Annotated in this window: 21 protein-coding genes; 3 read left to right on the top strand and 18 right to left on the bottom strand. The window is 73.1% G+C overall.

Annotated elements, in window-relative coordinates; genetic code table 11:
• Positions 1 to 105 precede the first annotated feature (105 nt).
• The 13 genes from nuoK to ASE27_RS11025 all read right to left on the bottom strand — a co-directional run bounded on the left by nuoK (position 106) and on the right by ASE27_RS11025 (position 13,797).
• A complete protein-coding gene (gene nuoK, locus ASE27_RS11085) occupies positions 106 to 405 on the bottom strand; it encodes an NADH-quinone oxidoreductase subunit NuoK (protein ID WP_056649827.1) in 300 nt (99 codons plus the stop codon).
• A gap of 1 nt (position 406) precedes the next feature.
• Positions 407 to 1,234, bottom strand: coding sequence for an NADH-quinone oxidoreductase subunit J (locus ASE27_RS11080; protein WP_056649825.1), 828 nt, complete (start codon positions 1,232 to 1,234; stop codon positions 407 to 409).
• Complete coding sequence (gene nuoI, locus ASE27_RS11075; protein ID WP_056649822.1) at positions 1,231 to 1,899, bottom strand: NADH-quinone oxidoreductase subunit NuoI; 669 nt, start codon at positions 1,897 to 1,899, stop codon at positions 1,231 to 1,233. Before nuoI ends, ASE27_RS11080 begins: the two co-directional genes overlap by 4 nt.
• Positions 1,892 to 3,325, bottom strand: a complete 1,434-nt coding sequence (gene nuoH / locus ASE27_RS11070; RefSeq protein ID WP_056649820.1) for an NADH-quinone oxidoreductase subunit NuoH — start codon at positions 3,323 to 3,325, stop codon at positions 1,892 to 1,894. Before nuoH ends, nuoI begins: the two co-directional genes overlap by 8 nt.
• The gene (locus ASE27_RS11065; protein WP_056649816.1) at positions 3,322 to 6,060 is read right to left on the bottom strand and encodes an NADH-quinone oxidoreductase subunit G; all 2,739 of its coding nucleotides are present in this window, start codon (positions 6,058 to 6,060) and stop codon (positions 3,322 to 3,324) included. Before ASE27_RS11065 ends, nuoH begins: the two co-directional genes overlap by 4 nt.
• Entirely contained in the window at positions 6,060 to 7,394 is a 1,335-nt protein-coding gene (gene nuoF, locus ASE27_RS11060) for an NADH-quinone oxidoreductase subunit NuoF (RefSeq protein WP_056650058.1), read from the bottom strand. The genes ASE27_RS11065 and nuoF overlap by 1 nt, the downstream gene beginning before the upstream one ends.
• An 11-nt stretch (positions 7,395 to 7,405) precedes the next feature.
• Positions 7,406 to 8,269, bottom strand: coding sequence for an NADH-quinone oxidoreductase subunit NuoE (gene nuoE, locus ASE27_RS11055; protein WP_056649813.1), 864 nt, complete (start codon positions 8,267 to 8,269; stop codon positions 7,406 to 7,408).
• The gene (locus ASE27_RS11050) at positions 8,266 to 9,627 is read right to left on the bottom strand and encodes an NADH-quinone oxidoreductase subunit D (RefSeq protein ID WP_056649810.1); all 1,362 of its coding nucleotides are present in this window, start codon (positions 9,625 to 9,627) and stop codon (positions 8,266 to 8,268) included. Before ASE27_RS11050 ends, nuoE begins: the two co-directional genes overlap by 4 nt.
• A complete protein-coding gene (locus ASE27_RS11045) occupies positions 9,624 to 10,346 on the bottom strand; it encodes an NADH-quinone oxidoreductase subunit C (protein WP_139107617.1) in 723 nt (240 codons plus the stop codon). The genes ASE27_RS11050 and ASE27_RS11045 overlap by 4 nt, the downstream gene beginning before the upstream one ends.
• A 71-nt stretch (positions 10,347 to 10,417) precedes the next feature.
• On the bottom strand, positions 10,418 to 10,969 hold the full coding sequence (locus ASE27_RS11040) for an NADH-quinone oxidoreductase subunit B family protein (protein ID WP_056649804.1): 552 nt from the start codon (positions 10,967 to 10,969) through the stop codon (positions 10,418 to 10,420).
• 25 nt (positions 10,970 to 10,994) lie between these two features.
• A complete protein-coding gene (locus tag ASE27_RS11035; RefSeq protein ID WP_056649801.1) occupies positions 10,995 to 11,357 on the bottom strand; it encodes an NADH-quinone oxidoreductase subunit A in 363 nt (120 codons plus the stop codon).
• A 151-nt stretch (positions 11,358 to 11,508) separates the two neighbouring features.
• Complete coding sequence (locus ASE27_RS11030) at positions 11,509 to 12,810, bottom strand: geranylgeranyl reductase family protein (protein WP_082608843.1); 1,302 nt, start codon at positions 12,808 to 12,810, stop codon at positions 11,509 to 11,511.
• A 291-nt stretch (positions 12,811 to 13,101) separates the two neighbouring features.
• Complete coding sequence (locus ASE27_RS11025) at positions 13,102 to 13,797, bottom strand: demethylmenaquinone methyltransferase (protein WP_056649794.1); 696 nt, start codon at positions 13,795 to 13,797, stop codon at positions 13,102 to 13,104.
• A gap of 32 nt (positions 13,798 to 13,829) precedes the next feature.
• On the opposite strand from ASE27_RS11025, the gene ASE27_RS11020 reads away from it, so the two are divergent.
• Together ASE27_RS11020 and ASE27_RS11015 are read left to right on the top strand one after the other, a co-directional pair.
• Complete coding sequence (locus ASE27_RS11020) at positions 13,830 to 15,242, top strand: isochorismate synthase MenF (RefSeq protein WP_082608815.1); 1,413 nt, start codon at positions 13,830 to 13,832, stop codon at positions 15,240 to 15,242.
• Between the two features lie 168 nt (positions 15,243 to 15,410).
• Positions 15,411 to 15,944, top strand: a complete 534-nt coding sequence (locus ASE27_RS11015) for a hypothetical protein (protein ID WP_157257544.1) — start codon at positions 15,411 to 15,413, stop codon at positions 15,942 to 15,944.
• A 318-nt stretch (positions 15,945 to 16,262) separates the two neighbouring features.
• Here ASE27_RS11015 and ASE27_RS11010 read toward each other — a convergent pair whose 3' ends face one another.
• The 5 genes from ASE27_RS11010 to ASE27_RS20250 all read right to left on the bottom strand — a co-directional run bounded on the left by ASE27_RS11010 (position 16,263) and on the right by ASE27_RS20250 (position 21,672).
• Entirely contained in the window at positions 16,263 to 17,885 is a 1,623-nt protein-coding gene (locus tag ASE27_RS11010; RefSeq protein ID WP_082608814.1) for a S1C family serine protease, read from the bottom strand.
• Positions 17,886 to 17,998: 113 nt separating this feature from the next.
• Positions 17,999 to 19,816: a 2-succinyl-5-enolpyruvyl-6-hydroxy-3-cyclohexene-1-carboxylic-acid synthase gene (gene menD / locus ASE27_RS11005; RefSeq protein ID WP_056649786.1), complete on the bottom strand. Its 1,818-nt coding sequence runs from the start codon at positions 19,814 to 19,816 to the stop codon at positions 17,999 to 18,001.
• Positions 19,813 to 20,808: an o-succinylbenzoate synthase gene (locus tag ASE27_RS11000; RefSeq protein WP_056650048.1), complete on the bottom strand. Its 996-nt coding sequence runs from the start codon at positions 20,806 to 20,808 to the stop codon at positions 19,813 to 19,815. Before ASE27_RS11000 ends, menD begins: the two co-directional genes overlap by 4 nt.
• 115 nt (positions 20,809 to 20,923) lie before the next feature.
• Positions 20,924 to 21,532: a TetR/AcrR family transcriptional regulator gene (locus ASE27_RS10995; RefSeq protein ID WP_056649784.1), complete on the bottom strand. Its 609-nt coding sequence runs from the start codon at positions 21,530 to 21,532 to the stop codon at positions 20,924 to 20,926.
• Complete coding sequence (locus ASE27_RS20250) at positions 21,532 to 21,672, bottom strand: hypothetical protein (RefSeq protein ID WP_157257542.1); 141 nt, start codon at positions 21,670 to 21,672, stop codon at positions 21,532 to 21,534. Before ASE27_RS20250 ends, ASE27_RS10995 begins: the two co-directional genes overlap by 1 nt.
• Before the next feature lie 54 nt (positions 21,673 to 21,726).
• On the opposite strand from ASE27_RS20250, the gene ASE27_RS10990 reads away from it, so the two are divergent.
• Complete coding sequence (locus ASE27_RS10990) at positions 21,727 to 22,692, top strand: 1,4-dihydroxy-2-naphthoyl-CoA synthase (protein ID WP_056650045.1); 966 nt, start codon at positions 21,727 to 21,729, stop codon at positions 22,690 to 22,692.
• Positions 22,693 to 22,761 lie beyond the last annotated feature (69 nt).

Below are 22,761 nucleotides of genomic sequence, written 5' to 3'. Positions count from 1 at the left end.
TCCTGGGTCGCGAGCGTGGCCGGCAGGGTCGCCGGCAGCAGCGCGCCGACCTCACCGACGTGCGGGAGGGCTGAAAGCAGAGTCACCGTTGGCATGCCTGCCCTCTCAGTTCTTCAGCAGGTTGACGTCGTCGACCGAGGCCGAGCGGCGGGTACGGAAGATGGCCACGATGATCGCGAGCCCCACGACGACCTCGGCCGCGGCCACGACCATCACGAAGAACGCGATGACCTGCCCGTGGAGGTCGCCGTGCATGCGCGAGAACGTCACGAACGTGAGGTTGGTGGCGTTGAGCATGAGCTCGATGCCCATGAACACGATGATCGCGTTTCGGCGCAGCAGCACCGTGGTCGCGCCGATCGCGAACAGGATCGCGGCGAGGATCAGGTAGTTGGTCAGCTCCATGTCAGCGTTCCTCGTCCTCGTCGGTGCCCGCGGCCAGCTCGGGGAACCTGCGGCCCGTGAGCTCGGGCTCGTGCTCGACCAGGACGTCGCGCTCGGCCGCGAGGATGCGGTCGGCCGACCTCTCCTGGCCGCGGATGCGCAGGATCCGCGAGACCGAGTGCTCGATCGGGCGGCCCTGCGGGTCGAGCGCGGGAGTGTCCATGGCGTTGTTCTGGGCGTAGACGCCCGGCGCGGGCAGGGGGGTGAGGAGCCCTCCCTCGGCGAGGGCCGCGACCTTGGCGTCCGAGACCTGCCGCTGCCCGACGCGCGGCACGAGCCGTCGGCGGTGGGTCAGGACCAGCGCGGCGATGGCCGCGGTCACGAGCAGGATCCCGACGACCTCGAGGGCGAACACGTAGTCCGCGAAGAGGATGCGGGCCAGCGCGACGGGGTTGGTCTCCGCGTTCGCGGCCGTGAGCCCGACCGAGGGCGGGAACGTCGCCTGCGCGATCACGCCGACCAGGACCGAGCCGAGCCCCAGGCCCAGCAGGATCCCGATGAAGCGCTGGCCGCGGATGGTCTCGACGAGCGAGTCCGAGGCGTCGACGCCCACGAGCATGAGCACGAACAGGAAGAGCATCATCACGGCGCCCGTGTAGACCACGATCTGCACGACGCCCAGGAACGCGGCCTCCTGCGCGATGTAGAGGATCGCGAGGCTGATCATGACGAACACGACGCAGATCGCGGCGTGCACGGCCTTGCGGGCGAACAGCAGGCCGAGCGCGGCCAGGACCATGAGGGGGGCGAGGACCCAGAACAGGACGACCTCTCCCCCGCTGACGGTCACCGGACCACCTTGCGGACCTCGGGGCGCCGGGCGGCGGCGGGGTCCACGACGGGAGGCAGGGTCGGGTCGTCGGGCCGGTGCTCGCGCACCCAGTCGATCTGCTCGGGCACGGGCCCGGTCACCTCTCCCCGGTAGTAGTCGGTGTCGGTCGTGCCCGGCACCATGGGGTGCGGCGCGGCCAGCATGCCCTCGCGCAGCGGCGCGAGGAGGTCTTCCTTCTCCCAGATCAGCCCTTCACGGGTGGGTCCGGTGAGCTCGTACTCGTTGGTCATGGTGAGCGCCCGGGTGGGGCACGCCTCGATGCACAGCCCGCAGAAGATGCAGCGCAGGTAGTTGATCTGGTAGACGCTGCCGTAGCGCTCGCCGGGCGAGCGGTGCGCGCCGTCGGGCAGCGCGGAGTTGTCCGCGCCCTCGACGTAGATCGCGTCCGCGGGGCACGCCCAGGCGCACAGCTCGCACCCGATGCACTTCTCGAGCCCGTCCTCGTACCGGTTGAGCTGGTGACGCCCGTGGTAGCGGGGCTTGGTGGGCACCTTCTCGAACGGGTACTGCTCGGTCACCGTGGGCTTGAACATCGAGGAGAACGTCACCCCGAACCCGGCGACGGGCGCGAGCAGCCCGCCGAGCCCCTTCCTCTGCGGGATCAACGACTCGTAGTCAGCCACGGGGGACCTCCTCGTCCTGGGCGTCGGGTGCTGCGGGACCGTCCCCTGCGGGCGGGCTGCCCTCGGGGACCAGGCGCCGTGCCCGGCGCGGCGCACTGGGCAGCGTCTGGCCCGGCAGCGGCGGGACGGGGAAGCCGCCCGCGAAGGCGTCGAAGGGCTCGGGTGCAGCGGTGCTGCCCTTGCGGTAGGGCGAGGTGCCCGACGGCGCCGCTCGCCCGCCTTCGTCGGCGTCGGGCACCTTCTTCTGCGGCCACAGGAAGATCGCGGCGATCGCGACCACCCCCAGGACGACGGCCGCCACGAGGATCGCGCGGTTGTCGACGTCGCCGAAGCGGATCATGCCCTGGACGACCGAGAGCACGACGATCCAGGCGAGCGCGGCCGGGATGAGGACCTTCCAGCCGAACTTCATGAACTGGTCGTAGCGCAGGCGCAGGAGCGTCCCGCGGACCCACACGAACACGAACATGAAGGCCCAGACCTTGACGAGGAACCAGAGGATGGGCCACCAGCCCTCGTTGAACATGCCGTCGTTGATCGCCGACAGGGGCCACGGCGCACGCCAGCCGCCCAGGAAGAGCGTGGTTGCGACCGCCGAGACGTTGATCATGTTGATGTACTCGGCGAGGAAGAACCACGCGAACTTCATGGACGAGTACTCGGTCATGTAGCCCGACACCAGCTCGCCCTCGGCCTCGGGGAGGTCGAAGGGCAGTCGATTGGTCTCGCCGATCATCGCGATGATGTAGATCACGAAGCTCGGGACGAGGATGAGCGCCCACCAGACCTTGGTCTGGGAGTCGACGATCTGCGAGGTCGACATCGAGCCGGCCATGATGAAGACGCTCACCAGGGCCAGGCCCATCGCGAGCTCGTAGCTGATGACCTGGGCGGTCGAGCGGACCGCGCCCAGCAGCGGGTAGGTGGAGCCCGACGACCAGCCGCCGAGCACGATCCCGTACACGCCCACCGAGGCGCACGCCAGGATGTAGAGCACCGCGACGGGGAAGTCGGTGAGCTGTGCGGGTGTCGAGTAATCGGTGAACGGGATCGTGACGTTCGGCCCGAACGGGATGACCGCGAACGTCAGGAGCGAGCAGAACACCGCGATCATGGGCGCGAGGATGTAGACGAACTTGTCCGCCGCCGTGACCGTGAGGTCCTCCTTGAGGAGGAGCTTCATGGCGTCCGCGAGCGACTGGAGCAGGCCGAACGGCCCGTGCACGTTGGGGCCGGGACGGACCTGCATCCGGGCCACGACCTTGCGCTCGAACCAGATCGCGATGAGCACGCTCGTGAGCAGGAAGACGATGATCAGCACGGCCTTGACCAGGTAGGTCCAGCCGTTGTCCTGGGAGAAGTCGGCCGAGATCCCGGGCACGCCCGGGGTCTCGGTGACCAGGGCGAGGTTCAGCAGGCCGCTCATGATGCTCCCCCGTCGGTGGGCTGGACGGTCTCGCCGGGCCGCGAGGCTCCGGCAGCGGGCTCGATCCGAACGAGCGCGCCCTGGGCCACGCCGAGCTCACGATGGACCTGCGAGCCCTCGGAACCGAGCGGGAGCCAGACGACGTGCTCGACCATGTCGGTGATCACCACGGGCAGCTCGATCGAGCCGCGGTCGGTCGACACCCGGACCACGTCCCCCTCGAACAGGTCCGCGGCGGCCGCGGTCGTCGCCGACAAGCGGGCCACGGGCCGCTTGGCCGTGCCCGCGAGGAAGCGCTCGCCGTCCTGGCCGCGCGCGGCGTCCAGGAGCAGGCGCCACCCTGCGAGCACCGCGGTGCCCGGGGCGACCGCGGGTGGTTCTGCGGCCGCGACCTCGGGGGCCGCGGGGCGGGCTCCGTCCCAGGTGCCGAGCTGGTCGATCTCCGCCCGGACCTCCTCGGTCGTGCGGGCCCCGAGCACGAGGCCCGCGGCGTCGGCGAGCGCGTCGAGCACGCGGTGGTCGGGCATCGCGGTCGAGGCGAGCGCGGCCTCGAAGGTCCGCACGCGCCCCTCCCAGCTCACGAACGCGCCGGCCTTCTCGACCGGCGGCGCGACGGGCAGCACCACGTCCGCGAGCGCCGTGACGTCCGAGGCACGCACCTCGAGCGAGACGACGAACCCTGCGGCCTCGAGCGCCCGGAGCGTGTGCGCGGGGTCGGGCAGGTCGTCGGTGTGCAGACCGCCCACGAGCACGCCGCCGAGCTGGCCCACGGACAGCGCGTCGAGGATGTCTCCCGTGCTGCGGCCGGGCGTCTCCGGGAGGTGCTCGACGCCCCAGGCGACGGCCACGTCGACCCGGGCTGCGGCGTCGGGCACGGGGCGTCCTCCCGGGAGGAGGGCCGGCAGCGTGCCGGCCTCGACCGCCCCGCGCTCCCCCGCGCGACGCGGGACCCACGCGAGGCGTGCTCCCGTGCTCGCGACGAGGCGCAGGAGCGCCGAGTACCCGCCGGGGACGCCGGCGAGACGTTCGCCGACCAGGACCACGGCCCCGGGCCGGGCGAGCGCGTCGCGCAGGGCCGAGACCTCGGCCGGCTCCTCGACCGACTCGGGGGCGTCGGGGCCCACGGCCCCGTCGTGCCCGAACAGCGTCTGGGTCCCGGTGGCGAGCACGTCGAGCCACTCGGCCTCGGTGCCCGGGGCGGCGCGCAGGAGCGTGGCGTCGAGGCGCTGCACGCCCCGGCTCGCGAAGGGGGCCAGCGAGAAGACCCGCAGGCCGTGCTTCTGGACGCCCTTGCGCAGGCGCAGGAACGTGACGCCGGCCTCCTCCTCGGCCTCGAGCGCCACGAGGAGCACCGCGGGCGCGTGCTCGATCTCGTCGAACGTCACGCCCAGTCCGGTGCCGGCGACCGCGTGGGCGAGGAAGTCCGCCTCCTCGGTCGAGTGCACGCGGGCGCGGTGGTCCACGTCGTTGGTCCCGAGGACGACGCGGGCGAACTTGCCGTACGCGTACGCGTCCTCGACCGTGAGGCGCCCCCCGGGGAGCACCCCGACGCCGCCCGCGGCCCGCGCTTGCGCGAGGCCGGTCGCCGCGACCTCGAGGGCCTCGGCCCAGCTCGCGGGGCGCAGCTCGCCACGCGTGACCCGGCCCTCGGCGTCGACCTCGCGGTCGCGCACGAGCGGGTGGGTCAGACGGTCCGGTGCGTCCTGCCACGCGAACGCGAAGCGGTCCTTGTCGGTGATCCACTCCTCGTTGACCTGGGGGTCCTCGCCCGACAGGCGCCGGAGCACCACGCCGCGGCGGTGGTCGATGCGGATCGCGGACCCGCACGCGTCGTGCTCGCCCACGCTCGGGGTCGAGACCAGGTCGAACGGCCGCGACCGGAAGCGGTACGCGGCCCCCGTCAGGGCGCCGACGGGGCAGATCTGCACGGTGTTGCCGCTGAAGTACGAGGCGAACGGGCGCCCCGACTCGTCCTCGAGCGCGGCCCCCACGGGCGCCTCGAAGCCGGCCTGCGCGCCGTACGGCAGGGAGCCTGCAGGGGCCGCGGGCTCGGACTCGCCGTCGGCGAAGCCCAGGACGCGCGCGTCGAACCGTCCGATCTGCTGCTGTGCCCCGCGCTTCTGCAGGTCGATGAAGGCGTCGCCCGCGATCTCCGCGGAGAACCGGGTGCAGCGCTGGCACAGCACGCAGCGCTCGCGGTCGAGCAGGATCTCGGTCGAGATCGCGATGGGCTTGGGGAACGTGCGCTTGACGTCGACGAACCGGCTCGTCGCGCGCCCGTTGCTCATGGCCTGGTTCTGCAGGGGGCACTCACCGCCCTTGTCGCAGACCGGGCAGTCGAGCGGGTGGTTGATGAGCAGGAGCTCCATGACCCCGTGCTGCGCCTTGTCCGCGACCGCCGACGTGTGCTGGGTCTTGACGACCATGCCGGGCGTGGCCTCGAGCGTGCAGGAGGCCTGCGGCTTGGGCATGGGGCGGACGTTGCCCTCGCGGTCGGGCGTCGCGACCTCGACCAGGCACTGTCGGCACGCGCCCGCGGGGGCGAGCAGCGGGTGGTCGCAGAACCGCGGGATCTGGATGCCGACCTGCTCGGCGGCACGGATCACGAGCGTGCCCTTGGGCACGGCCATCTCGATGCCGTCGATCGTGAACGTCACCTCGTCGCGACGCGCGGGGGGCTGGGCGCCCCCTGCCGCCGCGGCGGGCGACGTGCCGGCGGACGTCGTGGTCGTCATCAGTGCGCTCCTGCCGTCAGGGCCTGCGGGGCACGCCGGGGCGTGTAGTCGAACAGTGCGGCGGCCGACGGGTCGAACGGGCAGCCGCGGCCGGTGATGTGCGCCTCGAACTCCTCGCGGAACAGCGCGATGCTGCTCGTGACGGGCGACGTCGCGCCGTCGCCGAGCGCGCAGAACGCACGGCCGAGGATGTTGTCGCACGTGTCGAGCAGGACGTCGAGGTCGCTCTCGGTGCCCTCGCCGTGCTCGATGCGGCGCAGGATCTGCTTGAGCCAGTACGTGCCCTCGCGGCACGGCGTGCACTTGCCGCACGACTCGTGGGCGTAGAAGTCCATCCACCGGCTCACGGCCCGCACCACGCACGTGGTCTCGTCGAAGATCTGCAGGGCGCGCGTGCCGAGCATCGAGCCCGCCGCGGCGACCGACTCGTAGTCGAGCGGGGTGTCGAGGTGGGCGTCGGTGAACAGGGGCGTCGAGGACCCGCCGGGCGTCCAGAACTTCAGGCGGTTGCCGCCACGGATCCCGCCGGCCATGTCGAGCAGCTCGCGCAGCGTGATGCCGAGCGGTGCCTCGTACTGCCCCGGGCGCACGACGTGCCCCGACAGCGAGAACAGCCCGTGGCCCGACGACCGCTCGGTCCCCATGGACCTGAACCAGTCGGAGCCCTGGTTGACGATCGCCGGGACGCTCGCGATCGACTCGACGTTGTTGACCACGGTGGGCCGCGCGTACAGGCCCGCGACCGCGGGGAACGGGGGCTTGAGGCGCGGCTGGCCGCGCAGTCCCTCGAGCGAGTCGAGCAGCGCGGTCTCCTCGCCGCAGATGTACGCGCCAGCGCCCGCGTGGACCGTGACGTCGAGGTCGAAGCCCGAGCCCTGGATGTTCTTGCCCAGGTACCCGGCCGTGTACGCCTCCTCGACGGCCCGCAGCAGGCGGCGGTACACGTGCAGGACCTCGCCGCGCACGTAGATGAACGCGTGGTCGCAGCCGATCGCGTAGGACGTGATGGCCACGCCCTCGATCAGGAGCTGCGGGCTCGCGAGCATGAGCGGGATGTCCTTGCACGTGCCGGGCTCGGACTCGTCGGCGTTGACGACGAGGTAGCGGGGCCCGCCGTCGGGCGCGGGAAGGAAGCCCCACTTCATGCCCGTGGGGAACCCTGCCCCGCCGCGGCCGCGCAGGCCCGAGTCCTTGACGACCTGCACGACGTCCGCGGGCGGCTGCGAGAGCGCCTTCGCGAGGCCCTTCCAGCCCCCCTGCGCGACGTACGCGTCGAGCGTCCAGGAGCGCTCGGCGTCCCAGGTCTCGCTGAGGATCGGGGTCAGCGGGTCGATCGTCTGCTCGCTCACGGCTGCTTCCCCTTCGCGGCGTCGGGCGTGGCCCCCGTGGCGTCGGCGGGCGTGGTGGGCGTGCGCTCGGCGGAGGACTGCTCGTGCCCGACGGCGGAGGCGCCCGCCGCGGTCGTCTCACCCGCGACGGCGGCCGACTCGGGCTCCCGCCCGGTGGCAGGCTCGTCGACCTGGTCCGGAGCCGCCCCGCCCGGGGCGGTCCAGTCGTGCTCGCGCGCGAGCCGCAGGCCGGCGAGGGTGGGTTCGCCTGCCCCGACCCCCTCGTCGGCGCGCCCGTCCGAGAACCCGGCGAGCACGCGACTCATCTGCTTGAAGCTGCACACCGAGGCGGCGCCCCGCGTGGGGGCGACCTGCTCCCCCGCCCGCAGGCGGTCCGCGAGCCGGGTGGCCCCCGCCGGGGTCTGGTTGTCGAAGAACTCCCAGTTGACCATCACGACGGGCGCGTAGTCGCACGCCGCGTTGCACTCGACGCGCTCGAGCGTGATGGCCCCGTCCTCGGTCGTCTCGTCGTGCCCGACCCCCAGGTGCTCGGAGAGCTCGTCGAAGATCTCGTCGCCCCCCATGACCGCGCACAGCGTGTTGGTGCACACCCCCACGGTGTAGGTGCCGTTGGGGTGGCGCTTGTACTGCGTGTAGAAGGTCGCGACGGCCGACACCTCGGCCGCCGTGATGCCGAGCTGCTCGGCGCAGAAGGCGATGCCGTCGCGCGAGACGTACCCGTCCTCCGACTGCACCAGGTGCAGCATGGGCAGCAGCGCCGAGCGCTTCTGCGGGTACCGGGCGATGATCGCCGCGGTGTCCTGCGCGAGGCGCGCGTACGTCGCCTCGTCGTATCCGGACCTGTGAGCCTCGAGCGTCATCGGTCCACCCCTCCCAGCACCGGGTCGAGCGAGGCGACCGCGACGACGACGTCGGCGACCTGGCCGCCCTCGCACATCACGGCGACCGCCTGCAGGTTGTTGAACGAAGGATCACGGAAGTGCGCCCGGTAGGGGCGCGTGCCGCCGTCGGACACCAGGTGCACCCCGAGCTCGCCGCGCGGGTGCTCGACCGACTGGAAGACCTGGCCCACGGGGACCCGGAACCCCTCCGTGACGAGCTTGAAGTGGTGGATCAGGGCCTCCATCGAGGTGCCCATGATCTCCCTGATGTGGTCGAGCGAGTTGCCCATGCCGTCGCTGCCGATCGCGAGCTGGGCGGGCCAGGCGATCTTCTTGTCGCCGACCATGACGGGCTGGCCGGCCGTGGCCTCGAGCCGCTCGAGGCACTGCTCGACGATGCGCAGCGACTGGTAGCACTCCTCGAGCCGCAGCACGACGCGCGAGTAGCAGTCGGCGTCGTCCGAGGTGGGCACGTCGAAGTCGTACGTCTCGTAGCCGCAGTACGGCGCGGCCTTGCGCACGTCGTACGGCAGCCCGGTCGAGCGCAGCACGGGCCCCGTGATCGCGAGCGCCATGCAGCCCGAGAGGTTGAGGTGCCCCACCCCGACCAGGCGGGACTTGAAGATGGGGTTGGCGAGCATGAGGTCGCCGAGCTGGGCGAGGTACCCGCGGATCAGCGGGTCGGCCTTGCGGATCTGGGCCACGACGTCCGGCGGGACGTCCTGGACCACCCCGCCCGGGCGCACGTACGCGTGGTTCATGCGCAGTCCCGTGACGGCCTCGAAGATCCGCAGGATCTCCTCGCGGGCCGTGAACGAGATGGTCATGACCGTGGTCGCGCCCATCTCGTTCCCGCCCGTGCCGAGGCACACGAGGTGGGACGCGATCCTGTTGAGCTCCATCATGAGCACGCGGATGATGCTCGCCCGCTCCGGGATGTCGTCCGTGATGCCGAGGAGCTTCTCGACCGCGAGGCAGTAGGCCGTCTCCTGGAACAGGGGCGCGAGGTAGTCCATGCGGGTGCAGAACGTGACCCCCTGGGTCCACGTCCGGAACTCCATGTTCTTCTCGATGCCCGTGTGGAGGTAGCCCACGCCGCAGCGGGCCTCCGTGACGGTCTCGCCGTCGATCTCGAGCATGAGCCGCAGCACGCCGTGGGTCGACGGGTGCTGGGGGCCCATGTTGACGACGATGCGCTCCTCGCCGAGCTGGGTCGCTTCTGCCGCGATGTCCGCCCAGTCGCCGCCCGAGGCCTCGTAGCTGGGGATCGACGCGTCGAAGTCGCCGTACGGCGCCTTCGTGGCGTGGGGTGTCGCGTGCGGTGTGGTGGGGCTCACGAGTACGACCTCCTCTGGTCCGGCGGGGGCACCGTGGCGCCCTTGTACTCGACCGGGATGCCGCCGAGCGGGTAGTCCTTGCGCTGCGGGTGGCCCGGCCAGTCGTCCGGCATCTCGATGCGGGCCAGGGCCGGGTGGTCGTCGAAGACGATCCCGAAGAAGTCCCACGTCTCGCGCTCGTGCCAGTCGTTGGACGGGTACACCGACGTGGTCGAGGGGATGTGCGGGTGCGCATCAGGCACTGCGACCTCGAGGCGCAGGCTCCGCCCGTGCGTGACCGACGTCAGGTGGTAGACGGCGTGCAGCTCGCGGCCCACGTCGTGGGGGTAGTGCACCCCGCTCACGCCCATGCTCAGCTCGAACCGCAGGTCCTGCTCGTCGCGCAGCGCGCGGGCGACCGTGACGACGTGCCGCGGCCGGACGTGCAGCGTGAGCTCGGCGTGCAGCCCCGGCGGGTCGACGACGACCTGCTCGACGGCGTCCTCGAACCGCACGCCGGCCTCGGCGAGCACCTCCGCCAGGACGTCCACGGCCTCGTCGAACCACCCGCCGTAGGGGCGAGCGCTCGGTCCGGGCAGCACCACGGGGCGCACCAGACCGCCGTAGCCCGAGGTGTCCCCCGAGCCGTGGGCCCCGAACATGCCCGTGCGGACCTCGACGACCTCGAGCGGCTCGCGCCCACCCGAGCCCGGTCCCGCCACGAGCTCCTCGCCGGGCACGTCGCCCTGCGCGACCTTCTCCCGCTGGACGGCGTCCGCCGGGCGGCCCGTCGTCCCGTCGTTGGTGCTCGTCACCGCAGCAGCCCCTTCATCTGGAACGTCGGGGTCGCCTCGAGCGCCGCGGCCTCGGCCGCCTTGGCCGCCTCGCGACGGTTCACGCCCAGCGGCTCGGCCTGGATCTGCTCGTGCAGCGCGAGGATCGCGTTGATGAGCATCTCCGGGCGCGGCGGGCAGCCGGGCAGGTAGATGTCGACCGGCACGATGTGGTCGACCCCCTGGACGATCGCGTAGTTGTTGAACATCCCGCCGCTCGACGCGCACACGCCCATCGACAGCACCCACTTGGGCTCGGACATCTGGTCGTAGACCTGGCGCACCACGGGCGCCATCTTCTGGCTCACGCGGCCCGCGACGATCATCAGGTCGGCCTGCCGCGGCGAGGCCCGGAAGACCTCCATGCCGAAGCGGGACAGGTCGAAGCGCGACGCGCCGGCCGCCATCATCTCGATGGCGCAGCACGCCAGGCCGAACGTCACCGGCCACAGCGACGCCTTGCGGAAGTACCCCGCGAGGTTCTCCACGCTCGTGAGCAAGAAGCCCGAGGGAGCCTCTTCGATCCCCATCTGCGTTCTCCCTATCTGGTTCCGGCTAGTCCCACTCGAACCCGCCACGGCGCCATTCGTAGACGAACGGCACCGTGATCAGGGCGAGGAAGCTCAGCATGGCGACGAGGCCGAAGGTGGCCAGGACGGTGAAGTCCACCGCCCACGGGTAGAGGAAGACCACCTCGATGTCGAAGATGATGAAGGTCATCGCGACGAGGTAGTACTTGATCGGGAAGCGCCCTCCGCCGATCGCGTGCGGGGTGGGCTCGATGCCGCACTCGTACGCGTCGAGCTTGGCGCGGTTGTATCTCTTGGGGCCGATCACGGCGCTCGCGGCGACTCCGCCGAGGGCGAGCACGGCTCCGATGCCCATCAGGACGAGCACGGGCACGTAGGGGTTGGTCATCGGTCTGCTCTCCGGGGGGCGCGCTGGGGCATGTCGGGAGTGCTGCCGCCGGGCGTCCGCGCGAAGCTGCGGGCACCCGGGTCTGACGGGGGTTGGGGTGGTGACTGCGTGAACAGCGGTGACGGCCTCTTTGCCGCCTCACCAAGGTTTGTCATGCCGATGGCACCACCCTCGTCAGTCCCGCGATGACCCGGTCGACGACGTCGCCACCACGAGGTTCGTAACAGTCGGACAACAGCTTGAGGACGAAGCGCATGACGAGCGGCCGCGGCAGCCCGTACCTGGTGCACAACCGCATGATCTCGGGGTGCTCGATGAGACGCACGAAGTACCGGCCGAGCGTGTAGTAGCCGCCCAGGTCGCGGCGCATGATCTCGGGGTAGGTCGCGAGCGTGCGCTCGCGCGCCGCGTCGGTGCCGCGGGCCCGCGACTGCGCCACGACGTCCGCTGCGACGCGCGCGGCCTGCATCGCGTAGGCGATGCCCTCGCCGTTGAACGGGCTGACCATGCCGCCCGAGTCGCCGACCAGCACCACGCCGCGCGAGTAGAGGGGCTTGCGGTTGAAGCCCATGGGCAGGGCCGCACCGCGGACGGGTCCGGTCTGGTTCTCCGGCGTGAACTCCCACTCGGCGGGCGCGTTGGCCATCCAGCGGGCGAACAGGTCCTTGTAGTCCACGTTCGCGGCCGACTGCCGGGCCGGGGTCGAGTTGACCGAGCCGAGCCCCACGTTCGCGGTGCCGTCGCCGAGCGCGAAGATCCACCCGTAGCCGGGCAGGAGGTTCGACTTCCCTGCCGGCCCGTCCCAGAGCTCGAGGTGGGACTCCATCCAGGCGTCGTCGTGGCGCGGGGTCTTGAAGTAGGTCCGCACCGCGACGCCCATGGGGCGGTCCTCGCGCTTCTCGAGCCCCAGGGCGAGCGCGAAGCGGGACGAGACGCCGTCCGCGGCGACGACGACGGGGGCGCGCAGCTCGTACTCGTCGCCCGCGCGGCGCCCGTTCTCGTCGAGCGGGCGTGCCGTGACACCCACGACGCGGCCCGTGCGCTCGTCGAGCAGGGGGCCCGTCACGTTGGTGCGCTCGAGCAGCTTGGCGCCCGTGCGCTGCGCGTGCTCGGCGAGCGTCTGGTCGAGGTTCATGCGCGAGCGGGCGAGCCCGTAGGACGGGTAGGCCTTGAGCTCGGGCCAGGGCAGCTCCCACGAGCGTCCGCTCGCGACGACGCGCAGGCCCTTGTTGCGGATCCAGCCGTCCTCGGCGCGGGTGGGGACGCCCATGCGCACGAGCTCGCCGACGGCCCGCGGGGTCAGCCCGTCGCCGCAGATCTTGTCGCGCGGGAAGGAGGCCTTCTCGAGGAGGAGGACGTTCAGGCCCGCCGAGGCGCAGTAGTGCGCGGCCGTGGCCCCTGCTGGGCCCGCACCGACGACGATGACGTCCGCGTCATCATTCCTGTCACGCACGTTCTCACCTCGCTCGGCAAGCTCGAACACACCTCGGAAAGCCCCTTGTGAAGTCGCTCACAATGGACATCGCCACTCTAGTCACAGACGCGGGCGGATGTGTAGCAAGGCAACCCTTCCCTGGTGACCGAACCGCCAGGTCAGGCCGCGGACGCGCCGCGCCCCGGCCCGCGCGCACGGGGGGGCGACGGCGGAACGGGGCGCGGCAGAGCGAACGACAACGGGCCCGCGCGGGGCACGCCGGCCGGCGCCGCAGCGCGCAGAGCGCGCCGGCCCGGCGCAGGGAGCCGCTCAGGCGGGGCGCACGGCCCGGTGCAGCGCGACGAGGCCGCCGCTCAGGTTCCGGTACGCAGCGCCCTCCCACCCGGCGTCGATCATGAGGTGCGCCAGCTCGGGCTGCGCGGGCCAGTCCTGGATCGACTCGACGAGGTACTCGTACGAGCTCTTCTCCTTGGTCACGAGCCCCGCCATGACCGGCAGCATCTTCATGAAGACGCCCGTGTAGAGCGCGCGGAAGGGCTTCCAGGTGGGGCGGGAGAACTCGCAGATGACGACCCGACCCCCCGGGCGTGTCACGCGCAGCATCTCGCGCAGCGCGGCGTCGGTGTCCACGACGTTGCGCAGCCCGAACGAGATGGTCACGGCGTCGAACGACTCGTCGGCGAAGGGCAGCGCCGTGGCGTCCCCCGCGACGAACGGCAGGTCCGGGCGCCGGCGCTTGCCCACCTGGAGCATCCCGACCGAGAAGTCGCACGGCACGACCTCGACGCCCTCGTCCGCGAACGGCTCGCTCGACGTGCCGGTGCCGGCCGCGAGGTCCAGGACGCGCTCGCCCGGCAGGGCCGCGACGGCGTCGACCGTCTGCTTGCGCCACCGCCGGTCCTGCCCCAGCGAGATGACGTCGTTGGTGAGGTCGTAGCGGGAGGCGATCCCGTCGAACATCGAGGCGACCTCGGTGGGCTTCTTGTCCAGGCTTGCTCGCGACATGCGCCCATCGTTTCACGCCTACGCTGGACACGATGACTGCGCACGCTCACCCCCGCAGGGACGCCGACGACCTCGGCGCCCCTCCGGCGGGGTCCCCCCGCCCTGGCTCCACCGACTTCCCGGCCGCACCCCGCCTGGTCGTGCGGACGACCCGCCTGCCCGAGGGGCTGCCGGGCGACCTGACGGCCCTGCTCGACCTCCTGCCCGACGCGCGCCCCCTGGCGTGGGTGCGGCGCGGGGACGGGATCGTGGGGTGGGGCGAGGCGCTGCGCCTCGAGGCGTGGGGTCCCGGACGGTTCGCCGACGCCGAGGCGGCCTGGCAGGAGGTCCTGGGCGCCGCCGTCGTGCACGACGACGTGGACGTGCCCGGCTCGGGACTGGTCGCGTTCGGCTCGTTCGCGTTCGACGACACGTCCGGCACGGCCGGGGACGCCCGACCGGGCGGGACGATCGTGGTGCCGCGCGTCGTCGTCGGGCGCCGGGGCGGGCCCGAGGGCACGGCCTGGGTCACGAGCATCACCCAGGGCGACGCCCTGCCCGACGACGTCGCGTCCGTCCTCGACCCGGCCCGCCGCGAGCCCGTGGCCGGGCCCGGCGCGGTCAGGACCGTGGACGGCTCGCTGAGCGCCGAGGACTGGACCGCGGTGGTCGCCGAGGGCGTCGAGCGCATCCGGCGCGGCGACCTCGAGAAGGTCGTGCTCGCACGCGACGTGCTGGCCACGGCCGAGCACCCCGTGGACCCCCGCTGGATGCTCCGCCGCCTCGCGGTGGCCTACGACGCGTGCTGGACCTTCTCGGTGGACGGCATGGTCGGCGCGACCCCCGAGCTGCTCGTGCGCAGCGAGAAGGGGCTCGTGACCTCGCGCGTGCTCGCGGGCACCATCCGCCGCTCGGGCGGCGCCGAGGCGGACGACGACTCGCTGCTGCGCGCCGCGCACCTCGCGCGCTCGTCCAAGGACCTCGAGGAGCACGAGTACGCCGTGGCGTCGGTCGCCGACGCTCTCGCCCCGTTCTGCTCGTCGATGAACGTGCCCGACGCGCCGTTCGTGCTGCACCTGCCCAACGTCCTGCACCTGGCCTCGGACGTCACGGGCGTGCTCGCGGCCGGGGCGGGCGGGTCCCCCGCCCCGACGAGCCTCGCGCTCGCGGCCGCGCTGCACCCGTCGGCCGCCGTGTGCGGGACCCCGACGCTCGCCGCGCGTGACCTCATCCGCGAGATCGAGGGCATGGACCGCGCCCGCTACGCGGCCCCGGTCGGGTGGTTCGGCGCCGACGGCGACGGCGAGTGGGGCATCGCGCTGCGCTCGGCCGAGCTGTCGCCGCAGGACCCGCACCGGGTGCGTCTCTTCGCGGGCTGCGGGATCGTCGCAGCCTCCGACCCGGGAGCCGAGCTCGCCGAGTCCGAGGCCAAGCTCGAGCCCATGCGGTACGCGCTCGGGGGCTGAGCGCGGCCGGTCGACCAACGCGCACACCACCTGTGGCAGAGTCGGAACCCCTCGGCTCTGCTGGTGGTTTTGGTGAGTTACGCGACGTATAGCCCGTTCGACGGACATCTCCGGACAACGCCCAGGTCGGCCTGTTAAATTCGCCCGGTGCCCGATGCGACGATGACGATGACTCTGGATCCCACGCAGCGCGACGTCACCGTGCGCCGCGCCACGACCGCGGACCGCGAGGACCTCTGGCTCCTGGTGCTCCGCCTGCAGCCCGACGCGCCGGACCGGGCGACCTACGACCGCGTGGTCGGGCCCCTGCTGCGGGCGCTCGACACCCTCCTGCTGGTCGCCCAGGACGCCACGGGGGTCGTCGGCTATCTTCTCGCGAGCCAGCGCCTGACCTTCAGCGGGAACGGCGCGGTCGTCGAGATCGACGAGATCGCTCTCGCCCCCGAGGCCGACCAGTGCCTCGTCTCGGCAGAGCTGATCGGCGCGGTCGAGGCGTGGGGCCAGGAGCAGCGCGCGACGCGTGTCACGCTCGCCGACGTCCTGCCCCGCGAGACCGCCGAGGAGCTCGGGTTCGCCACGACCGAGGTCCGCTCCACCAAGGCGCTCGACCTCCTCGACGCCGACCCCGTGCTCACCTCGCCCTGGGACGGTCCGGCCGTGCCCGCGAGCGACGCCGACGAGGCCCTGCCGGTCCGCGACTGACCACGTCGCCCGGGCGCCACCGCCCTCGGGCGATCGAGCGCGTCCTCCCCGGCGGATCCCGGACGCGACAGAGCCCGGACACGACAGATCCCGGACACGACGACGCCCGGTCCGTGCGGAGAACCGCACGTACCGGGCGTCGGTGCCGAGGGGCACCTGCAGGGGAACAGGGCCACGCCTCGGCTCGGTCTCGCCGGTCACGGGGGACGCGTCCCGGCGAGACCGTGAAGGACCGCAGCGGTACCGGCTCACGTCGGTGGGCACAGGGGGGAGGTCCCCACCGGTGCAGCCGGTACCGCCGGGTCCGGCCTGTGGTGCTCAGCCCTGACCGTTGAACCAGTCGAAGGGGTTGGGCACGTTGTTCGGGCTGGTCTGGTCGGACCCGTCCTGACCGTTGCCCGGGAGCTGGCCCGAGCCCGGGAGCTGGCCCGAGCCGTCCTGGCCGCTCGAGCCCTGGTCGGAGCCGGAACCCGAGCCGGTGGGCTCCTCGGTCGGCTTGGCGGCGAGGGTCACGTCGACGTCGATCGCCTTGCCGTCGCGGACGACCGTGAGCTTCACGACGTCGCCCGTCGCACGCTCGCGCACGAACCCGGTCAGGGACTCGGCGCCGCTCACGGCGGTGTCGTCGATCGCGACGATCACGTCACCGACCTCGAGCCCGGCCTCGGCGGCCGGGGAGCCCTCGGAGACCTGCTTGACCTCGGCGCCACGGCGCGTGACGCCGTCGGCCGTCGCGGTCGCGTCGGTCATGCTCACGCCCAGGAACGCGTGCTCGGCCGTGCCGCTCTCGATGAGCTGCGCGCTGATGTTCTTCGCGAGGTTCACCGGGATGGCGAAGCCCAGGCCGATCGAGCCGGACTGGCTCGACGTCGTCGCGATCGACGAGGTGATGCCGATGACCTCACCCTGCGCGTTGAACAGCGGGCCACCGGAGTTGCCCGGGTTGATCGCGGCGTCGATCTGGATCGCATTGGTGACCACGGTGCTGCCACCGTCGGCACCCGACGCGGCGACCGGGCGGTCGAGCGCGGAGACGATGCCCGTCGTGGCGGTGTTCGCGAGGCCCAGCGGGTTCCCGACGGCCAGGACGGACTCGCCGACCGTGACGTCGTCGGAGTCGCCGAACGACGCGGGCGTGAGGTTGCTCGGCGGGTCGACCAGCTTGACGACCGCGAGGTCGGTCGTCGGGTCGAGCCCGACGATCTTGGCCTCGTAGAGGCGTCCGTCGCTCAGCGTCACCTGGACGGTGTCGCCCTGGGCGCCCTCGACGACGTGGTTGTTGGTCAGGACGTGACCCTCGGTGTCGATCACGACACCCGAGCCCTCGCCACCGCCCGAGGCCGTGGTGACCTGGATCGAGACGACGGACGGCGCGACGGCGCTCGTCACGGCCTGCCAGTCCGGGTTCTCCGACGTCGAGTTCGCCACGGGGACCGTGGTGTTCTCCTTGTTCTCGCCGACCGAGGCCAGCGAGCTGGGCGCGGAGCCCGACCCGTCGAGGACGCTGAGCAGGCCGGCGGTCCCGGCGCTCGCGAGGACGGCCGCCGCGGCGGCCGCGCCGACCACGGGGATCCAGGTCCTGTTCCTCTTCGAGGCGGCCGGTGCTGCCTCGGTCGCGACCGGGGCGGGCGGCATGCCTGCCGCGGAGTACGCGGTGCTCGTGGGCGCACCGTACGGGGCGTGCGTCCCGTGGGGCGCGTGCTGGGCCGGGGTCGGCTGCGCGGGTGCCACGTGCGGCGCCGGCGGCGCGGGCACGGGGGCCGGGTGCGGCGCGGCGAACTGCTGCGTGGGCTGCGCCTGCGGGGCCGGAGCCTGCGGGGCGGCGGGCGCCTCGGGCGTCACGGGAAGCTGCTGCGTGGCCTGCGCCTCGATGCGCTGCGTGTCGCCGTCGCGGGGGGCCTCGGGCTGGGGGACGTTCGACTGCGGGGTGTTCTCGGTCATGGGGTGTTCCCTCCTCGTTCTGTCTGAGGACTACTTCACACCCGGGCGCTGAAACACTGCTTGAACGTTCCTGTGAGTTCGCTGCGAGTTCCTGACGACGGCTGGGAGACCTCTCAGGCGCCCTCGGACGGCGCCGCGCCACCCGGCAGGAGCTCCGGCGGCACGGCCCGCAGGACCGCGTCCCGCACGTCGGCAGCGAGACGGGAGCCCTCGGTCCGGCGCGCACCGCGCCCGACGCGGACCTCGAGCACCTCGACGCCCCGGGGCCGTCCCGCGAGCGCCTCGCGCAGCCCCTCGACGTCGGTCAGGAGCCGGTGCCGCACGCCGTAGCCCGCGCACAGCGCCGCGAGGCCGGCCCCGTGCGGCGTCGCGAAGACCCGCTCGAACGCACGGCTCGTCGACGGTTCCTGCTCCGCGAGCGCCCCGTACTCGAGGGTCGCGAAGATCGAGCCGCCGTCGTCGTTGACGACGACGACCTGGAGGTCCGCGGCCGGTTCGAGGGGCCCCCGCAGGAGCCCGCCCGCGTCGTGCAGGAACGTGAGGTCGCCGACGAGCACGCGCGTGCGGCGCCCCGAGCGCGCCGCGACGTGGGCGACGCCGGTCGCGGTCGAGACCGTCCCGTCGATGCCCGCGAGGCCCCGGTTGGCCAGCACGAGCGGCGAGGCTCCCCAGTCGGCGACCAGGTCCAGGTCACGCACGGGGTTGCTCGAGCCGACCACGAGCACGTCGCCCGGCCCGCTCGCCTCGGCGACGGCCGCTGCCACGGCGAGCGCCGTCGTCGGGCCGGGGGCCGCGGCGCTCGCGGCGACGACCTTGCGCGCCGCCTCGCCCGCGCCGCGCCACGCGTCGAGCCAGGCACGGTCCCCCACGGGCTCGGTCCACCACCCGGCCGGGACGCCGGGCAGGACGACGTCCGCCGCCCGGGCGGCGTCGGGCCAGGGTGCCGCGCCGGGCGCGACCACGAGCACCTCGACGTCCTCTCGCGCGAGGAGCTGCTGGACGGGCCGCGAGAGCGTCGGGCGCCCCATGACGACGACGCGCTCGACACGACCGCCGAGCACACCCAGGACGAGCCGGTGCGCCGCGACCGCGTGCGTCCCGGCCGCGGCCCCGGACGAGGCCTCGGCGAGCAGCGGCCAGCCGCGCGCCTCGGCGAGGCGCCGTGCGTCGTCCCCTGCCCCGTCCCCGGCGACGAGCACGGTCGCGGGGCCTGGATCGAGCGGATACGGCCCGACGACGTCGCTCACCTCCCCGACGAACGTCCGGAGCGCGTCGGCCCGGGTCTCGCCCGGCACCTCCCCCGGCCCTGCCGACAGCAGCGCTGCGAGCTCCGCGGGGGGCGCGAGGGGCTCACGGAACGCGACGTTCAGGTGGACCGGGCCGGGGTACCGCGAGCGGGTCCCGCGCGCGGCCGCGAGCGCCCGCACCAGGACGGAGCGGAGGTCGCGGGCCTCGCCCGGGCGACCGTCGGGGGCCGGGACGTCGACCGCGTGGCGCACCGCTCCCCCGTAGAGACCGACCTGGTCGGTCGTCTGGTTGGCACCGGTGCCGCGCAGCTCGTGCGGGCGGTCGGCCGTGACCAGGACGAGAGGCACCCCGGTGTGGTGGGCCTCGAGCACCGCGGGGTGGAGGTTGGCGGCCGCGGTGCCCGACGTCGTCACCACGGCCACGGGGCGCAGGCGGTCCGGACCCTCGGTGATGGCCGAGCCGCGCGAGAGGCCGAGCGCGAGGAAGGCCGCGGTGCGCTCGTCGATCCGCACGTGCAGGGTCAGCCGTCCGGCAGCGTCGGCCGCGGCGAGCGCGTACGCGAGCGCCGCGCTGCGCGATCCGGGGGACAGCACCACGTCCGTCACCCCGTCGGCGACCAGGCCCTCGACGATCTGCCGCGCCGCAGCCAGGGCGGGCGGGAGGACAGGGCGGTCGCCGCTCACGCTGCGGCCCCGTCGAGGAGGGCGCCGACGCGCTCGTACCGAGCAGTCCACCGTGCCCCGGTGGCGGGGTCGGCAGCGGCGCGGGCGAGCGCCCGGGTCGAGGGCTCGGGGCGCCGTACGGCGATCTGCCCGCCCACGGGCAGGAGCGGCTCGTCGACCACGTCGTGGGCCAGGAGCTGGGACGTCGCGAGGCCGCACGCGTACGGCAGGTCCGGCAGGGCAGCCGCGAGCGCGAGGCCCGCCGCGAGGCCCACCGAGCTCTCGAGGGCCGAGGACACGACGACGGGGAGCCCGACCTGATCGGCGAGGTCGAGGCAGGCCCTGACCCCTCCGAGCGGCTGGACCTTGAGGACCACGACGTCCGCGGCCTCGGCACGCAGGACCTCGAAGGGGTCCTCGGCACGGCGGATCGACTCGTCGGCCGCGACCAGGACGGAGACCGCACGCCGCACGGCCGCGAGCTCGGGGACGCTCGCGCAGGGCTGCTCGACGTACTCGAGGCCGCCGGCCGCCCGGTCGAGGAGCGGGATCCGGTGCAGGGCCTCGTCGAGCGTCCAGGCCCCGTTGGCGTCGACGCGGATCCGGCCGCCCGGTCCGAGCGCGTCGCGGACGGCCTCGAGTCGCGCGATCTCGTGGTCGACGGGCTCGACCCGACCGTCGGGGCCTCGCTGGGCGACCTTGACCTTGGCGGTCCGGCAGCCGTCGGACGCCAGGACGATCCCGTGCGCGCGCTGCGGGTCGGTCGCGGGCACCGTGACGTTGACGGGCACGCTCGACCGCACCGGCGCGGGCCACCCGAGGTGCGCGGCCTCCCGGGCTGCACGCAACCACGCGGCGGACTCGGCGTCGTCGTACTCCCAGAAGGGCGAGAACTCGGCCCACCCCGCCTCTCCTCGCACGAGCAGCCCGTCCCGGACGTCCAGGCCCCGGAATCGGGTGCGCAGGGGCGTGGACCAGGCGACGAGCGGCGGGAGAGGAGGCGTGGGGGGCACGGTCACAGGTTATCTCCGGAGGCCGCCCCGGGCCGTCCGGTGGTGCCCCAGGGCCACGGAGGCACCGGAGCACCGGAGGCCCGTCATCCCTGGGGCCCGACCGCGGGCGGACGGGTCAGACGCCCCCGAGCAGCTCGGTCACGCACTCGACCGCGAGGTCGCGGACGGCACGGCCCTCGCACAGCGCGGTCACCGCGGCGCCGTCCACCACCGCGATCAGCAGGACCGCGGAGAACCGCGCGCCGAGCTGGGCGAGCAGCTCGTCGATCACGACGTCGAGCTCCCCCCGTCCCTGCGCGAACGCGGCGGCCAGGACGGGGCTGCGCCCCGCGCTCACGACGTGCTCGTAGAAGCCGAGGAGCTCGCCGTGGTCCCCCGGGGGCAGCACCGCGTCGACGAGCAGCAGGGCACGCGAGCGCGTGCTCAGGGTCTCGACGCCGCCCTCGGCGACCAGCTCGGTCACCGAGTGGCCGATCGCCTGGGCCCGCTCGGCCCAGCCACGGACGATCTGCTCGCCCGCCGCACCGAGCAGGTCGTCGAGCCCCGTGAAGTAGTAGGTCGTCGCGGCGAGCGGGACGTCGGCCTGGGCGGCCACCGAACGGTGCGTCACGGCCGCGGGGCCGTCCCGCAGGATGAGCTCGGCCGCGGCCGAGACGATGCGGTCGCGTCGCTGGGTGCCGCGGGCCTGCCTGCGGGGGACGTGCTTCTCGGACTCTGGAGCCATCAGGGACTTCCTCCGGACAGGTTGAGGCCGTCGGTCCCGCGCGCGGCGGGGACCAGCGGCAGGATCTTGAGCACAGACGTGGCTTCACCGAAGTACACGATCGCGAGCACCGCCGTCAAGATCTCGCCGATCCCACCCACACACCGTAGGCCACACCGACGGTCGCCGACTCCCGGGCGGCTAGGGTGGCGGTCGTGAGCAGCATCCCCGCACAGGTGTCCGAGACGTTCGATCCCCAGGCCTGGCGCACCGTCGCCGGCTTCGAGGGACTCACCGACATCACCTACCACCGTGGCGTCGAACGCGGCCTGGTCGACGGTGAGCCGCGCGAGCGCGACCTCCCGGTCGTCCGCGTCGCGTTCGACCGGCCCGAGGTCCGCAACGCGTTCCGCCCCCACACGGTCGACGAGCTCTACCGGGTGCTCGACCACGCGCGCATGACCTCCGACGTCGGGACGGTCCTGCTCACGGGCAACGGCCCCTCGGCCAAGGACGGCGGCTGGGCGTTCTGCTCGGGCGGCGACCAGCGCATCCGCGGGCGCGACGGCTACCGGTACACGACGAGCGAGGACGCCCAGACGGCCGACGCGATCGACCCCGCCAAGGCCGGGCGGCTCCACATCCTCGAGGTCCAGCGCCTCATCCGGACCATGCCCAAGGTCGTCATCGCCGTGGTCAACGGGTGGGCCGCCGGGGGCGGGCACTCGCTGCACGTGGTCGCGGACCTGTCGATCGCGAGCCGCGAGCACGCGCGGTTCAAGCAGACCGACGCCAACGTGGGCTCGTTCGACGCGGGCTACGGATCGGCGCTCTTCGCCCGGCAGGTCGGGCAGAAGCGTGCCCGTGAGGTCTTCTTCCTCGCCCGCGAGTACTCGGCCCAGGACGCCTACGAGTGGGGCGCCGTGAACGAGGTCGCGGACCACGCCGACCTCGAGAGGCTCGCGCTCGAGCACGCGCGGATCATCGCGACCAAGTCGCCCCAGGCGATCCGCATGCTCAAGTTCGCGTTCAACCTGGCCGACGACGGGCTGGCGGGCCAGCAGGTCTTCGCCGGGGAGGCCACGCGGCTCGCGTACATGACCGACGAGGCCGTCGAGGGGCGCGACGCGTTCCTCGAGCGCCGCGACCCGCAGTGGGACGACTTCCCGTACTACTTCTGACGGGCGCCGGCGGTCTGACGGGCGCCGGCGGTCTGACGGGCGCCGGCGGTCTGACGGGCGCCGGCGGTC

It is taken from the genome of Oerskovia sp. Root918, from assembly GCF_001428945.1.
GTDB lineage: Bacteria > Actinomycetota > Actinomycetes > Actinomycetales > Cellulomonadaceae > Oerskovia > Oerskovia enterophila.
This window is presented reverse-complemented; position numbering and strand designations above follow the sequence as displayed.